A 14,968-nucleotide genomic window follows, 5' to 3' on the forward strand; every position below is an offset into this window, starting at 1 on the left:
TTCTTTATCTTGTATCATTCAACACAAAATAACCACTCTCAGACCGGGAGTGGTTATTTTGTGTTGAGATTATTTTGTTGAATCGATGGTTTTACAGGGTCACACCAGTCTTAAAGATGGCAATTTCACGGATACCGTTCTTTTCATGGTTCAGTTTCTCTCCGCTGGCCACCGCCACCACATAGGCCACAAACTCAGCCAAAAGTTCATCCATGGTGTGTTTATCCAATAGCGTACCCGCATTAAAATCAATCCAATGGGGTTTCAGTTGGTGGATGGCACTGTTGGAGGATACCTTCATGGTGGGGACGAATGAACCGAAAGGAGTTCCCCTGCCGGTGGTAAAAAGCACCATATGACAGCCGGAAGCTCCCAGGGCAGTGGCTGATACCAAATCGTTTCCCGGTGAGTTCAGCAGGTTCAGTCCCGTTTTTTCCAGGCGCTCTCCATATTTCAGCACATCCACCACCGGTGATTTGCCGCCTTTTTGGGTGCACCCCAGAGATTTATCTTCAAGCGTGGTGATGCCCCCATCTTTATTCCCCGGAGACGGGTTTTCATATACCGGTTGCTTATGTTCGATGAAATAGTTCTTAAAGTCATTGATCAGATGAACAATGTCATCAAAAACAGCCTCCGAGGCCGCCCGGCCCATAAGGATGGTTTCAGCTCCAAACATTTCCGGCACTTCTGTGAGTACTGTGGTGCCACCACGGCTGATCAGGTAGTCGGAAAATGCGCCAAGCAGTGGGTTGGCTGTGATGCCGGAAAATCCGTCGGACCCGCCGCATTTAAGACCAATCTTAAGTTCTGCCAGCGATGCTTCCTCCCGCCGGTCCTGAATCATGGTTTCGTAAAGGGATTTTAGCATCTCCACGCCGGCCTGAATTTCATCGCCTACCTTCTGGGTCACCAAAAACTTCACCCGTTCATCATCCACCTCTCCCAGGGCTTCCCGAAATGAGTCGATGGTGTTGTTTTCACAACCAAGACCCAGCACCAGCACGCCGCCGGCATTGGGATGCTTCACAAGGTTGGTCAGAATAGTGCGGGTGTTTTCCAAATCATCGCCCAATTGAGAACAGCCGTAACTGTGCTTATAGACATGCACATGATCCACTTTTTTCAAGTCCACTTCTTCTCCCAGCCGATTGATCATCATTTCGGCAATGCCATTGACGCACCCCACAGTGGGCACAATCCACAGCTCGTTGCGGATGCCAATAAGGCCGTTTTTCCGACGGTAACCCTGAAAGGTGGCAGGGCCATCAATGGTGGAAATGGTTTCCTGTTTTGGCTCATACGTATAGCTGATGGTACCAGAAAGATTGGTTTTCATGTTATGGGAGTGAACCCAACTGCCCGGGCTGATGGGGCTAACGGCATGGCCGATGGGATACCCATACTTAATAATATGCTCACCGGCCTCAATGGCAGTGAGAGCAATTTTATGACCCGGCTGAAGATCTTCCTGCAACAGGATTTGCCTGTCGTTAATGGCTATGGCTTCTCCAGCTGAAAGCGGTTTCAGTGCCACAACCACGTTGTCCCGGGAATGAATTTGCATGACGGGTTTCATTTCAGCACCTCCTGAAGGGCTTCCGCATAGGGTTTGGTAGTAATGTTTTTCAAGTGACTTACCAGACCCTGGGCAAGTCCCTTTAGCTGATTCAGGTCTCGGCCCCAGATTGATTCCATGGCCAGCACCTCGGTCACCAGCTGTTCCAGAGAGATTTCGTTATTTTCCCAGGCTTGCCACTGTTTTGAAAAGACTTCCATCACATGAGGATCATCGGATAGTGGAATGATTTCGTCGCCCCGCTTACCTCGATAGAAATAAAGCAGGGAGGCAAATGAAAAGAGGATCTTGGCAGGCAGGTTTTCACCTTTGACGACATAGTCATTCAAGGTGGGCATGAGACGCGTATTGAACTTACTCATGGAGTTCAGCGAGATACTCAGCAACTGGTGACGGATAAAAGGATTCCGGAAACGATCCAGGATACTGTCGGCATATGCTTTCACTTCTGCCGCCGGCATGGGCACCATGGCCGCAATGTCTTCATACATCACCGCGGCCACGAAAGCTCCGGTAATGTCATTCTCCACAGTTTCCCCAACGGTTTCAAGCCCATAGAGGTATCCCACAGGAACCATGGCCGTATGCGCTCCGTTGAGAATACGCACTTTACGCTCACGATAAAGGGCAAGATCATCTACAAAAAGAACGTTCAGTCCCAGTTTATCCGCCGGAAAAACATCCTTAATCACATCAGGCCCTTCAATCACCCACAAATGATACCATTCTGATGTCACCATGAAGGGATCGGTATATCCCAGTTCTTTTTCAAGGGTGGCTGCCTCGTCGGCAGGATAGCCAGGAACAATTCGATCCACCAGTGTATTGTAGAAAATGTTGTGTTTCTCCACCCATTGAACAAAGGCAGGTTCCAACTGCCAGCGTTTTGCCAGTTTCAACACGATTTCTTTCAGTTTACTCCCATTTTCTTCAATGAGTTCGCAGGGAAGATGTAACAGTCCCTTTGACGAATCACCATTAAATGTCTTGAAGCGATGATGCAGCAATGCGGTGAGTTTGCCTGGAAAAGAGCTTTGGGGGCGATCTGACAGCTCATCAGTTTCACTGTAGACAATCCCTGCTTCAGTGGTGTTGGAAATCATCAGCTTTAAATCAGGAGCTTCTGCCAGCTTTAAATAGGCATCATAATTCTCATAAGTGTTTACACCCTCCTGCAGGCAGTCGATGACAGTGGTCTCCTGCTTTAGCTCCCCCTGGTGGATTCCCTGGGTAATAAGGGTATAAAGGCCGTCCTGTGCCATCAGTTCTTTTACTTTTTGGCTGTTGCGAGGCTGTACCACAGCAACACCCATCTGGCAGTTCAGTTCGTGATTCATTCGATGAATCATCCAGTCGGCAAAGGCCCTTAGAAAGTTGCCTTCTCCAAATTGAATGACTTGAATGGGATATCGGGTGGGGTTGGAAAGATGTTCATGATTCAATCTCATGGAATTTCCTCCTGTTCTTCTGGTTAATGATCTCCTACATCAAAAATGCTCAGGAGAGCCCCTCAAAGCGCTCCACCTAAGCATTTTTTCTAATCGAAACGAATCAATACTTTCAGTTTATCAGCGGGGGATTGCACCAGTGCTTCAAAAGCCTGAATGGAATCCTGAAAAGGATAGACATGGGTGACCATGCTTTCAATCGCCACAGCTCCGGATTTAACCAGCTCAATCAGCGGCTTGAAATCATGGAGGCTGTTGCGGGAACCAAATACATTCAGTTCCTTCTTCAGTAGCACAGAGTGGTTAAAGGTGGTTTCACGGGAACCGTTACCGATGAGGGAAAGCTTGCCGCCAAAAGCTGCTGCCTCAATGGCATTGAGAAAACTTTCAGGAATTCCAGCCGCTTCCATCACTGTGTCCATACCGTCGCCGTTGGTCCATTCCCTGACTGCATCCATCAGGTCCCGTTCTCCCAAATTTACCACGTCGGTGGCTCCCAATTGCAGGGCGTGGTCGAGACGTGTCTGATTAAAATCTGCCACATACAGCGTGGCACCTCTCAGCCTGGCCGAAATCATGGCGAAAATACCAATGGCGCCCGCTCCCAGCACCAACACTTTTTCACCTGCCTGAATATCTGCCCGGTTGGCGGCATGGTACCCGATGGTGAAGGGTTCAATGAGGGCTATATTTTTGGCATCCAGTCCATTTCCGGAATAAATGCGTTCAATGGGCATCACAATGTACTCCGAAAACGTACCATCCCGCTGCACACCCATGGTTTCGTTCTGTTGACAGCAATTCACCAGGCCGCGACGGCAGGAATAGCAGGTACCACAGTTAAAGTACGGGTTGGCAGTGACCTGCATCCCCACTTCAAGGCCTGCTTCGTTGGGTTCAATGGCTGCGATCTCCGCTGAAAACTCATGGCCGGGAATACGGGGGTAGGTGGCAAAAGGCTGATTGCCTGTGAAAGTGGCGATATCAGAGCCGCAAATACCACAATAGTTCACTTTAAGCAGCGCCTCGCCTTTTGGGGGAGTAGGCACTGGTTTTTCCACGATTTGAATACTTCCGGGTGCATCAATATGCACCACTTTCATTGTTGCTTCCATGGGATTCTCCTCTGCTTGTATGGCTTCGTATACAGGTTGCTGTTATCGAATTTTTGCCTTGGCTGCACCAATGGCATTTTCAAGATGTTCTGTAATGGCGGTGGTAATTCGCTGAGGCTCTCGGCTGATGAGAGCTTCCAATATGTCCATGTGTTCTGGTCGCGAGCGTTTCTCGATATCTGCCGCCACCACTGTGGACAACGCGCGAATCCGGTAATCCCGGTCGTACACATGGTCCATGAACTGGCTCAGCTGTTCATTCTGAAGGCTGCTGATCATATATTGATGAAAACCCAGATCCAGCTCAAAATACCGTTCAAAACAGGCCCGCTCGGGACAAAGCTGAAAGGCCTCAAAAGCACTCACCCAATGCTGCAGTTCTTTCAGTGTCATGTTGGCATTTCCCTGCACGGCGGCCTGGGGTTCAATCATCATGCGAATCTGAAAGACTTCCTGAATATCTTTAAAGGACACCGGCGAAACAATCATCCCCTTGCGGGGATAAATGGTGATAAAGCCCTCTTCACTGAGGCGCAGAATGGCTTCCCGTACCGGAGTTCGGCTGATGCCCATTTCCAGGGCAATGTCATTCTCAGAAAGAAGGCTTCCAGGCATTAACTGACACTTGATGATCTGGTCTTTCAGGTGGTGGTACGCCTGTTCCTTTAAGGGCAGCTTGGGGGTAGTTTTCACGGCTTCAGCTGGTTTCATGGGATCACCTTTTCTAGTAAATTAGATTCACAAGCCCCAATGAGAAGATGGGGAAGAATGTCAGCAGCATTAAACAAGTGAGCAGGAGGATGTAAAAAGGCACCGCCTCCCGTATGAAATCACTGATCCGACACCGGGTGATGCCGCAGGTGACGAACATGAGGGTTCCCATGGGTGGGCTGAGGGCTCCAATGGCCATATTGAAAATGAAAACCATGGCAAAGTGGATTTCATGAATGCCATAAGCTGCTGCCACCGGTGCCAGTAAGGGTACCAGCACAATCATGGCCGCGTTTCCTTCTATAAACATGCCCACTGCAATTAGAAAAACATTCACCATCATGAGAAACAGATATTTATTATCCACATTGCTGACAATAAATTCGGTGATGGTTTGAGGCACCCGTTCCCGGGTGAGAATCCAGGCAAAGGCTGAAGCAGCACCTACGATGATCATGATGGACGCAGTACTGGTAATGGTTTCTTTCAACCCCTTCAGAAAATCCCGCAGGTTCATTTCCCGGTAAACCACACCCAGCATTAATGCATAGACAATGGCCACAGAACCGGCCTCGGTGGGGGTAAAAATACCCAGACGTATTCCCCCAATAATGATGACTGGAAGCATCAAAGGCAGCACTGCCACACCAATGGCTTTGGTCAGTTCGTTACCGGCAATCATCTTTTCACGCACCGGTTTGTATCCACGTCGTTTTGATAGAAAAGAAACCAGCATCATCAGCGAAATGGTCAGGAGAACACCCGGGCCAATACCGGCAATGAAGAGCCGCCCGATGGATACATTGGCAATGGAACCATAGAGGATCATGGCAATGCCCGGAGGAATCAAAGGCGTGACCATGGCAGAGGTGGCGGTGACCACCGAGGAAAATTCATTGGAATAGCCTTTTTTAACCATTTCCGGCACCAGCATTTTGGATTGCATGGCCGCATCTGCCAGGTTGGAGCCGGAAAGGCCACCCATCAGAGCTGATAGGAGGACATTCACCTGGGCCAGACCGCCGCTCATATGACCAGTAATGGCCTCGGCAAACTGCATGACCCGCTTGGAAACACCAGAATAATTCATGAATACACCTGCTGCAACAAAGAAAGGAATAGCCAGCAGCGGAATGCTTTCAATGCCGGCAATAACGCGCTGGGCAATGATTTGCGGCGGCACACTGGGAGTATTGATGAAATAGATCAACGAACCTGCCAGTACTGAAACAAACACCGGAACTTTCAAAAACAATAAGAGCAGCAACACGAGAGCCGAGAGGCCCACCACGCTGATTTCCATTACGCGTCACCCTCCTTTCCAAAAATCATCGGTTTAAATACCTGTGTATATGTGGCAATGGAGTAATTGATGATCATCAGCACGCACCCGATGGGAAAAGCGGCATAAATCAGGGTGTAAGGAATCTTGAAGATGTTGGTGAGACGGTTGGTTTGCCCCATCTGCTGCACCAGACTCCAGCCCTGAACCATGAAGTAGCAGAGTACAATAATAACAGCTATGTAAATCAATATCTCCGTGATTTTTCGAAGTTGTTGGGGAAAGCGATCCACCACCATGTCAATCGCGACATGACTGCCGGTTCTGAAGGCGGCACCGGCTCCAAAAAAAACGATCCATACAAAACACATCAGCTGTACTTCTTCCAGCCAGACCAGCGGGCGATTCACAAAATAGCGCATAATGACACCGGCAAAGGTAATGGTTACCAGTACCAGAAAGGTAGCCCCGGTTAAAACCAGATCCAGGTTCAGCAGATAATTCAGCGGCTTGTTTTTCACCATCATCCTGTCCTTCCATTTAAACCGGGAAAGCGGGGTTACCCGCCTTCCCGGCTGATTGATTACAGATTATGAATCACAGTCTACTGCATGGCTTCTTTCACTGTTTCATAAAGACCTTCTGACCAGATGGAAGTGAACTCAGGCAGTGAATAAAAAACTTCGGCCGCGGCCGCAAACTCGGCAATATCCACTTCAATCACTTCAACACCTTCATCAATGAACAGCTGCAGGGTTTCTTCAGTTGCTTCGTCAGCCAGTTCATTGTTGAAGAAGCCGGCTTCATTGCCAGTTTCCATCAACCATTGCTGTTGCTCAGCTGTCAAAGTGTTAAAGAACTGGGTGCCGGTAATCCAGGTGGTGAAGTTGCGCACATGACCATCCAGGGTCAGATATTTGGCAACTTCATGGAATTTACCGTTGTACAGCACCGGCAGCGGGTTTTCAAGGCCATCGATGGTTCCCTGTTGGAGGGAGGTGTACACTTCGCCCAGGGCCATGGGTGTAGGAGCTGCGCCCAGCACTTCAAAGCCTTTGATCTGGATTGTGTTATTGGGTACTCGAATTTTCATGCCCTGAAGGTCAGAAACGGTACGTACCGGATTTTTGGTGAGAGTGTGACGGTCACCATACTTCCAGTTGGAGGATAAGATTTTCAGCCCTTGCTCTTCCAGTAATCCTGATTGCTCAGCATACCAATCGCTTTCGATGAGGCGCCAGGCATCATCCCAGGTGGGGAACAGGTATGGGCCGAAAACAATCCCAAAATCTGGCACACCACGGTCTGCGTAGAAAGCACCATCAGCCAGGGTAATGACTGAAGATCCTGCCAGCATTTGGTCAATGATGTCATTCTTGGAACCCAGCTGACTTGAAGGGAATACTTCCATCTTCATATTACCACCACTGCGTTCTTCCAGCAACCGGGCCCATTCATTCACAGCCAGGTCCACCGGCTCACCGGGGTGGTTCTCATATCCGATTTGAATCACAACAGGGGCTGCCGCAGGTGCCTCAGCACCACCTGCACTTTCACCTCCGGCTGGTGCGGCAGGGGCCGGACTCGAACAGGCTGTTACCATTGCCAGTGCCAGAAACAACAACAGAATGGCAGTCATACGTTTTTTCATACGTCACTCTCCTCTTCTTTTTTGATAACGTTATCACTGATATCCTTGTGATATATCAGTGATATATTACAGTCTAATGAATTCGTTTTCCTTTGTCAAGTCCAAAGGGCTTAATTAATTATTTAACAACTCTTTCAGGGATCTCAAGGCAGCGTCTACCTGTTGTGACGTATTGAAATATCCAAAACTGAACCGAACTGTTCCTGTGGGAAAAGTCCCCAAGGTTTGATGCGCCCGGGGAGCGCAGTGTAAGCCTGACCGGGTGGCAATCCCATAATCCTTCCCCAGCCGGTGGGCCATTTCTCCCAGATCCATTTGCTGCGTGGTGATGGAAACCACAGCCGTTCGTTTAGCCCGATCGAGAGGCCCGACCACTTGCACCTGGGGAATCGTGCTGAGCCCTTCCAGAAATTGTTGCGTTAGTGTCATTTCATGATGGTGAATGGCGTCGATTCCTGTTTTTTTGAGCCAACTCAGCGCCGCATGAAGTCCGTAAATTCCTGGAAGATTCAATGTACCGGGTTCAAATTTATCCGGTAAATGCCGGGGCTGCACTTCTTCTTCAGAAAAACTGCCGGTACCACCCTCCATTAATGGTTGCAGTTTTCGGCTGAAAGCCTTGCTCAGCCAGACGCCTCCAATACCCTGAGGACCATAGAGGCCTTTATGGCCGGTGAAACAAACAGCTGCCGGTTCCAATTTTATCACATCAATGGGCAGTACGCCCGCTGTCTGCGCGGCATCAATAATCAAGTCAAGACGATGTGTGCGGCAAAAATCAGCTGCCTTTTGAATGTCCATTACACCGCCGCTCACGTTGGAGGCGTGGGTCATCACCACGGCTTTTGTGTGGGGTTTGTGCATTGTTTCGAAGGCATCACTCTGCAACATGCCTTCTGGGGTACAGGGAATACACGAAAATGTGACACTTTTTTCCAAAAGGGCATTGAGGGGGCGCATCACTGCATTGTGCTCCATGGAAGTTACCAGGACATGATCACCTGGATTAAAGCACCCCTTCAGGACTAGATTCAGGCTTTCTGTGACATGACGGGTGAAAATGATTTGCTCAGGTTCATGGCTGTTAAAGAGTGCTGCCAACATTTCACGTGTTTCATACACCACGTCTCCGGCATCAAAGGCACTGGTATAACTACCCCGGTTTACATTCCCGCCCACCTGTGTGATGTAACGGACCATGGCTTCTGCAACCTCCGGCGGCTTTGGAAAGGTAGTCGCTCCATTATCCATATATATGTTCATAAAATAGCCCCTCTCATGGTTGTGATATGAATGATCACTCGTACAATACATTCTACAATCATTTTTGCTTGCGTCAGTGTTCCCAATGATGTCTCAATCATATCAAATACGCACACTTCTTACGATAGATGTTTTGAATGACTTGTCCACATTTCATTGAAAACCTCGATTTAACTTCCCTTGCAGAACTTGGTATGATAAAGATGCTCTGGTTATATTATTATCAAGTTCATTTTAAAAGGAGGAATTATTTTGGACAGTAAGAAAGGTATGTTGGCAGCAGGAGGTGTGGTTGGTCTATTATCAGTCTTGCTGGTGGTTTTTGGAAACCCGGCAAACATGGGCTATTGCATTGCCTGCTTCATAAGAGACATTGCCGGTGGTGTGGGCATGCACCGGGCAGATGTGGTTCAGTATGCCCGGCCCGAAGTTATGGGGCTGGTGATTGGTGCGTTCGTTATGGCAAAATCACGGGGTGAATTTGCATCAAAGGGAGGTTCCGCTCCATTTATCCGCTTTTTTCTTGGTGCCCTGATGATGATCAGCGCCCTGGTTTTTCTGGGATGCCCCCTGCGAATGGTCTTGCGTCTTGCCGGCGGCGATTTAAATGCGCTTCCCGCAACAGGCGGTTTTGTAGTGGGTATTGCCATCGGCATCTTTTTTCTGAACAGAGGTTATAATTTGAAACGAAATTATACCCTGGCCAAGTCTGAAGGTTATGCGTTTCCATTGGTGAATGTGTTATTACTTATGGTTTTAATCGCTTTTCCCGGCGTTCTTTTTTTCAGTGAAAGCGGCCCCGGCTCCATGCGGGCACCTCTTTTCATTGCCCTGGCTTCCGGTTTAATTGTGGGAGCCCTGGCACAGCGCACCCGCCTGTGCACCATGGGTGGCATTCGTGACATTATTCTTTTTAGAGACAATCATCTATTTCTTGGCTTCGCCGGTATTTTTGTTGTCGCTTTGGTGGGTAACCTGGTAACAGGCAATTTCAATGTGGGTTTTGCCGGTCAACCCGTGGCGCATACCGAAACACTTTGGAACTTTCTTGGAATGCTGGGCGTTGGATTTTCTGCCGTACTGCTGGGCGGCTGCCCATTGCGTCAGCTGATTCTTGCTGCAGAGGGCAACACTGATTCTGCCATCACAGTGATGGGATTACTGGTGGGCGCCGCTTTTGCCCATAACATGTCACTGGCCTCCAGCCCGGCAGGAGCCACTCCCAATGGGAAGCTTGTGTTGATCATTGGCCTGGCCATTATGGCAGGTATTGCTTATTTGAATTCTGATCTGGCGGTTAGTACCGCTAAAGGAGGCGTAAATGTTGAATAGCATTGATGCGCGTGGTTTATCCTGCCCTCAACCGGTTCTTCTCACCAAAAAAGCAATCGATCAACAACTAACAGACCTGACGATTCTGGTGGACAATGAGACTGCCAAGGGAAATGTCTTGCGTTTTTTGCAAAATGCAGGTTATACTGTAGACATTGATATGTCTGAGGACACTTACCAACTTCAGGCAAAAAAATCCTGAAGGGACGTTTTGAATGAAAGAATACATGGTCTTGTTCTTCACCCATTCCGGCGCCATTAAGTTTAACCGCTTTGCCAAACGGGAAGGCTTCTCCTGTGAGTTGATGCCGGTTCCCCGCCAGTTAAGTTCCAACTGCGGTGTGGGGGCAAAGATCACTTATGAGGGACCTTGCGAAGAACTGGCAGATGAAGAAATCGAAAAAATTTATCTCGCTGCAACTGATGGTTATCATTTGGTATTTGCCAGCGACTCATAACATACCTTCTCGCGACCCTCCTATCTGTACAGGAGGGTTTTTTCATTACCTTTGGTTTTTATTGTGATATGGGTAAAATTCTTATGTAAATGGTATTGCTTTTTGAGAGAAGTCATTATAAGATATGTGTAAGGTTTCACAAAGCAGATCATTGTTTCATATTATGAACCGATTAAGCTGAAAAGGAGGCCATTAAATGAGAAGATATGAAGTGCTTCAGCGCATCGAAGCAGTGGGTGTGGTCGCTGTGGTACGTGCTGAAAACAGCGAACATGCACGCAAAATTGCCCTGGCCTGCATGGAAGGCGGCATTGATGCCATTGAAATCACTTTCACCGTGCCGGGAGCTCACAAGGTCATTGAATCTTTGACTGAGGAATTTGGAGATCGTCTGCTGGTGGGTGCCGGCACTGTACTTGACAGCGAAACAGCCCGCATCGGCATTTTGGCAGGTGCCAAGTATGTGGTGAGCCCTGCCTTTGATGCTGAAACTGCCAAGTTATGCAATCGATATCAAATTCCATACATGCCTGGCTGCATGACACTGACAGAAATGATTCAGGCCATGGAAGCCGGTGCCGATGTTATCAAGGTTTTCCCCGGAAGTCTGGGCGGTCCTGACTTCATTAAAGCAGTCAAAGGCCCACTGCCACAGGCGGTTCTGATGCCCACCGGCGGCGTGAGTCTTGAAAATGTTGACCAATGGATCAATAATGGGTGTATTGCCGTCGGCGTGGGTGGCAATCTGACCAAAGGCACACCGGAAGACATGACCAAAGCCGCACAGGCTTTGGTGGCAAAGGTCAGGGAAGCCCGGGGGCAGTAACGCATCAAACCTTCCCTGATTTCGAACACAAACCATTCATCAATCGGCCCTTTCAAAACATCTTCGAAGTTGTTTCCAATCGATGAAAACCCGCTGGAACTGTATCCCATTTATGGAATGATAAGGAGGAAAATGTAATGAAAAAAGTAGTCACTCTCGGTGAAATCATGCTGCGCCTCTCGCCCCCCGGTTATCAGCGTTTTGTTCAGGCTGAGTCTTTCGACGTTGTCTACGGCGGCGGGGAAGCCAATGTAGCGGTTTCATTGGCCAACTACGGCTATGATGCCTATTTCGTTTCCAAGCTGCCAAAGCATGAAATCGGCCAGGCAGCCGTCAATCACCTGCGCCGTTTCGGTGTTCACACTGATTATGTTGCCAGGGGCGGCGACCGTGTGGGCATCTATTATCTGGAATCCGGCGCTTCCATGCGCCCCTCCAAGGTGGTTTATGACCGAGCCGGTTCTTCCATTGCGGAAGCAACTGCTCACGACTTTGACTTTGACGCGATTTTCAGCGATGCTTCCTGGTTCCATTTTTCTGGCATTACCCCTGCTTTGGGCGAAAAAGCAGCGGCCCTGACAGAGGCTGCCCTGAAAGCCGCCAAAAAGCATGATGTGACTGTTTCAGTTGACCTGAACTACCGTAAAAACCTGTGGACTCCTGAAGAAGCCAAAACCGTCATGTCCAATCTGATGCAATATGTGGATGTGTGCATTGGTAATGAAGAAGACGCTGAGAAAGTGCTTGGCTTTAAACCCGGTAAAACCGATGTCACTTCAGGTGATCTGGAACTGGCCGGCTATCAGGATATCTTTAAGCAGATGAAAGAACAGTTTGGATTCAAATATGTGATCAGCTCACTGCGCAAATCCTACTCAGCTTCCGACAACGGCTGGTCGGCCTGCGCCTATGACGGTAATGAGTTTTATCATTCCCGTGAATATGATGTGCGCATTGTTGACCGGGTTGGCGGCGGTGATTCCTTTGCCGGCGGTATCATTTACGGTCTTCTGGAAGGCAAAAACTTCAAAGATGCCCTGGAATTTGGTGTGGCCGCTTCTGCTCTGAAACACACCATTTTCGGAGACTTCAACATGGTCACTGTTCCCGAGGTGGAGAACCTGTTAAAGGGCGATGCCTCCGGACGTGTGCAGCGCTAATCTGCTGATTCGCATGTTGATCTGACTGACCAGCAGTAATCAGCAACCCAGAACCAATACGCAGGCTTACCAACTCCCTTCTCTTTTCTCTATAAAGGCCAACCCCTTCATGCTACGGGGTTGGCCGATTTTTTACTGCTATTCATTTTTATCTTTCAATTACTCCTCTTCGGCCAGCTCAAAGGCCTGCCCGATGGCTTGAATGGCTTTCGCCTCGTCTTCTTCTGCCAGCACCCATGAGATATTGATTTCAGAGGTGGTCACCATCTTCAGTTCAATCCCGGCTCCCTCCAGAGCAGCAAAAACTCTGCCAGCCACGCCGGAATGAGTGCGCATACCCAACCCCACGATGGACATTTTCACGATTTTTTCGTTAATATCCCAGTGAATGGCATCGTCTTCTGCATGCCAGGATTCCATGAGGCTGCGTGCCACCTGCACATCTTCCCGGGGAATGGTGAAGCTGACGTACATGCGTTGATTCCCGTTCATCATCTGGGATATCATATCCACATTCACTTCTTTTTCTGCCATCTCGGAAAAAATACGGCGCAGGCTCTTCATTCCCGCCGGCAGATTCATCAAGGTGACCTGGACATCTGATCGACTGGAGGTCATCCCTGTTACCAAGCTCTCTTCCATTCCTTCATTGCCTCCATTCACAACCCAGGTTCCCGGCTGATCGCTGAAAGTCGACGCCAGATACAATGGGACCTTAAATTTATGCGCCAGTTCCACTGACCGGTGATGCAGCACACCGGCACCCAGGCTGGCCATTTCCATCATTTCTTCAGAGGTGATATAGTTCAACTTTTTAGCCCCCGGCAGTTTGCGGGGATCCATGGTATAGATGCCCTCCACATCAGTATAAATCTCGCAGGCTGCCCGCAGCTTTGCTGCCAGAGCCACTGCAGAGGTGTCACTGCCGCCTCTTCCCAGTGTGGTGATTTCCTTATTTTCTGCGACTCCCTGAAAGCCTGCCACCACCACCACCTGATTCTGCGCCAAAGCCTGATGGATACGACTCACGTCAATATCCAGAATACGCGCCTTTTGATGCAGTGCAGTGGTTTGAATGCCCAGCTGGGGACCTGTAAAAGAGATCGCCGGTTGCCCCTGGTCCATGAGAGCCATGGCCAGCAGTGAAATACTCACCTGCTCACCGGTGGTCAACAACATATCCATTTCCCGGGGGGCCGGACTGTCGGTGACCTGGCGGGCCAGTTCAATAAGGCTATCGGTGGTTTTCCCCATGGCCGAAACGATGACTACCAGCTGATGCCCCTGATTTTTCTTCTGAATCACGCGGTTTGCCACTGCTTTGATCCGTTCAGGCGTGCTGACAGAGGTTCCCCCATATTTTTGAACAATGATACTCATGGTCTATTCCTCATTCAACTGACGCAGTGCATCCACCAGTCCGGTTTTAGAGCGTGTCTGATCGTCAATGGTTTTGATGACTCTGGCGGGTGTACCGGCCACTACCACACCTGCAGGCACATCTTCAGTCACAATGGCACCAGCTGCCACCACAGAACCTTCACCAACACGAACACCTTCCAGAATCACCGCGTTGGCTCCAATCAGCACATTATCTTCAATAATCACCGGAGTGGCTGAGGCTGGTTCAACCACGCCGGCCACCACGGCTCCGGCACCCAAATGGCAGTTTTTGCCAATGATTCCCCGTCCTCCGACCACTGCATTCATATCGATCATGGTGCCTTCGCCAATCACAGCACCAATATTGATGACAGCGCCCATCATGACAATGGCGTTGGGCTGAATTACCACTTTTTCCCGAATGATAGCCCCCGGCTCAATACGAGCCTGCAATTTCTTCGTATCCAATAGCGGTACACCGGAGAGATTGCAGTCGTTCTCCACCACCAGATCTTCAATGGCTTCTCCCTGTTCTTTCAGAAAGGCTTCCACCGGCTTCCAGTTACCGAACAACACGCCGGTCTCACCGCTGATAAAGGCTTTGCCGGGGAATGTCTCCCAGTCGATGGTATTCAGTTTTCCTTTAACATAGACTTTCACGGGTGTCTTTTTGACACTGTTTTGAATGTATGCAATGATTTCCTGTGCTTCCATTTTTTCCCTCCATTATGTCAGATCATCTGCTTATGACGATCCACTT

15 protein-coding genes are annotated in these 14,968 nt (G+C 49.2%); 5 read left to right on the plus strand and 10 right to left on the minus strand.

The features are described from left to right. Window positions 1-91: 91 nt before the first annotated feature. The 8 genes from QOL74_RS01800 to QOL74_RS01835 all read right to left on the minus strand — a co-directional run bounded on the left by QOL74_RS01800 (window position 92) and on the right by QOL74_RS01835 (window position 9,049). Window positions 92-1,579 (minus strand): UxaA family hydrolase, encoded by a 1,488-nt coding sequence (locus QOL74_RS01800; protein WP_283407712.1) that lies wholly within the window; start codon window positions 1,577-1,579, stop codon window positions 92-94. After that, complete coding sequence (locus QOL74_RS01805; protein ID WP_283407713.1) at window positions 1,576-3,027, minus strand: tagaturonate reductase; 1,452 nt, start codon at window positions 3,025-3,027, stop codon at window positions 1,576-1,578. The genes QOL74_RS01800 and QOL74_RS01805 overlap by 4 nt, the downstream gene beginning before the upstream one ends. Window positions 3,028-3,116: 89 nt before the next feature. Beyond that, window positions 3,117-4,142: a zinc-binding alcohol dehydrogenase family protein gene (locus tag QOL74_RS01810; RefSeq protein ID WP_283407714.1), complete on the minus strand. Its 1,026-nt coding sequence runs from the start codon at window positions 4,140-4,142 to the stop codon at window positions 3,117-3,119. Window positions 4,143-4,184: 42 nt separating this feature from the next. Further along, on the minus strand, window positions 4,185-4,853 hold the full coding sequence (locus tag QOL74_RS01815; protein ID WP_283407715.1) for a GntR family transcriptional regulator: 669 nt from the start codon (window positions 4,851-4,853) through the stop codon (window positions 4,185-4,187). A 13-nt stretch (window positions 4,854-4,866) separates the two neighbouring features. Beyond that, window positions 4,867-6,156, minus strand: coding sequence for a TRAP transporter large permease (locus QOL74_RS01820; RefSeq protein ID WP_283407716.1), 1,290 nt, complete (start codon window positions 6,154-6,156; stop codon window positions 4,867-4,869). Then, on the minus strand, window positions 6,156-6,662 hold the full coding sequence (locus tag QOL74_RS01825; protein WP_283407717.1) for a TRAP transporter small permease: 507 nt from the start codon (window positions 6,660-6,662) through the stop codon (window positions 6,156-6,158). The genes QOL74_RS01820 and QOL74_RS01825 overlap by 1 nt, the downstream gene beginning before the upstream one ends. Before the next feature lie 77 nt (window positions 6,663-6,739). Then, window positions 6,740-7,786, minus strand: coding sequence for a C4-dicarboxylate TRAP transporter substrate-binding protein (locus QOL74_RS01830; RefSeq protein ID WP_283407718.1), 1,047 nt, complete (start codon window positions 7,784-7,786; stop codon window positions 6,740-6,742). 114 nt (window positions 7,787-7,900) lie between these two features. Then, window positions 7,901-9,049, minus strand: a complete 1,149-nt coding sequence (locus QOL74_RS01835) for an aminotransferase class V-fold PLP-dependent enzyme (protein ID WP_283407719.1) — start codon at window positions 9,047-9,049, stop codon at window positions 7,901-7,903. Window positions 9,050-9,301: 252 nt separating this feature from the next. Between QOL74_RS01835 and yedE the strand changes: the two genes are divergently transcribed. The 5 genes from yedE (at window position 9,302) to QOL74_RS01860 (ending at window position 12,825) form a co-directional block, all read left to right on the plus strand. Next, window positions 9,302-10,381 (plus strand): YedE family putative selenium transporter, encoded by a 1,080-nt coding sequence (yedE, locus tag QOL74_RS01840; protein ID WP_283407720.1) that lies wholly within the window; start codon window positions 9,302-9,304, stop codon window positions 10,379-10,381. Then, the gene (locus QOL74_RS01845; RefSeq protein WP_283407721.1) at window positions 10,371-10,583 is read left to right on the plus strand and encodes a sulfurtransferase TusA family protein; all 213 of its coding nucleotides are present in this window, start codon (window positions 10,371-10,373) and stop codon (window positions 10,581-10,583) included. The genes yedE and QOL74_RS01845 overlap by 11 nt, the downstream gene beginning before the upstream one ends. A 13-nt stretch (window positions 10,584-10,596) precedes the next feature. Then, window positions 10,597-10,839, plus strand: a complete 243-nt coding sequence (locus QOL74_RS01850) for a putative Se/S carrier protein (protein ID WP_283407722.1) — start codon at window positions 10,597-10,599, stop codon at window positions 10,837-10,839. A gap of 196 nt (window positions 10,840-11,035) precedes the next feature. After that, window positions 11,036-11,665 (plus strand): bifunctional 2-keto-4-hydroxyglutarate aldolase/2-keto-3-deoxy-6-phosphogluconate aldolase, encoded by a 630-nt coding sequence (locus QOL74_RS01855; protein ID WP_283407723.1) that lies wholly within the window; start codon window positions 11,036-11,038, stop codon window positions 11,663-11,665. Window positions 11,666-11,802: 137 nt separating this feature from the next. After that, window positions 11,803-12,825: a sugar kinase gene (locus QOL74_RS01860; RefSeq protein WP_283407724.1), complete on the plus strand. Its 1,023-nt coding sequence runs from the start codon at window positions 11,803-11,805 to the stop codon at window positions 12,823-12,825. Window positions 12,826-12,984: 159 nt separating this feature from the next. Here the strand turns inward: QOL74_RS01860 and QOL74_RS01865 are convergent, their stop codons facing one another. Together QOL74_RS01865 and dapD are read right to left on the minus strand one after the other, a co-directional pair. Further along, complete coding sequence (locus tag QOL74_RS01865) at window positions 12,985-14,205, minus strand: aspartate kinase (protein ID WP_283407725.1); 1,221 nt, start codon at window positions 14,203-14,205, stop codon at window positions 12,985-12,987. 3 nt (window positions 14,206-14,208) lie between these two features. Beyond that, window positions 14,209-14,922 carry a 2,3,4,5-tetrahydropyridine-2,6-dicarboxylate N-acetyltransferase gene (gene dapD, locus QOL74_RS01870; protein WP_283407726.1) on the minus strand — a complete coding sequence of 238 codons (714 nt, stop codon included), beginning with the start codon at window positions 14,920-14,922 and terminating at the stop codon, window positions 14,209-14,211. Window positions 14,923-14,968 lie beyond the last annotated feature (46 nt).

This window comes from Anoxynatronum buryatiense (genome assembly GCF_900182905.1).
Classification (GTDB): domain Bacteria; phylum Bacillota; class Clostridia; order Peptostreptococcales; family Tindalliaceae; genus Anoxynatronum; species Anoxynatronum buryatiense.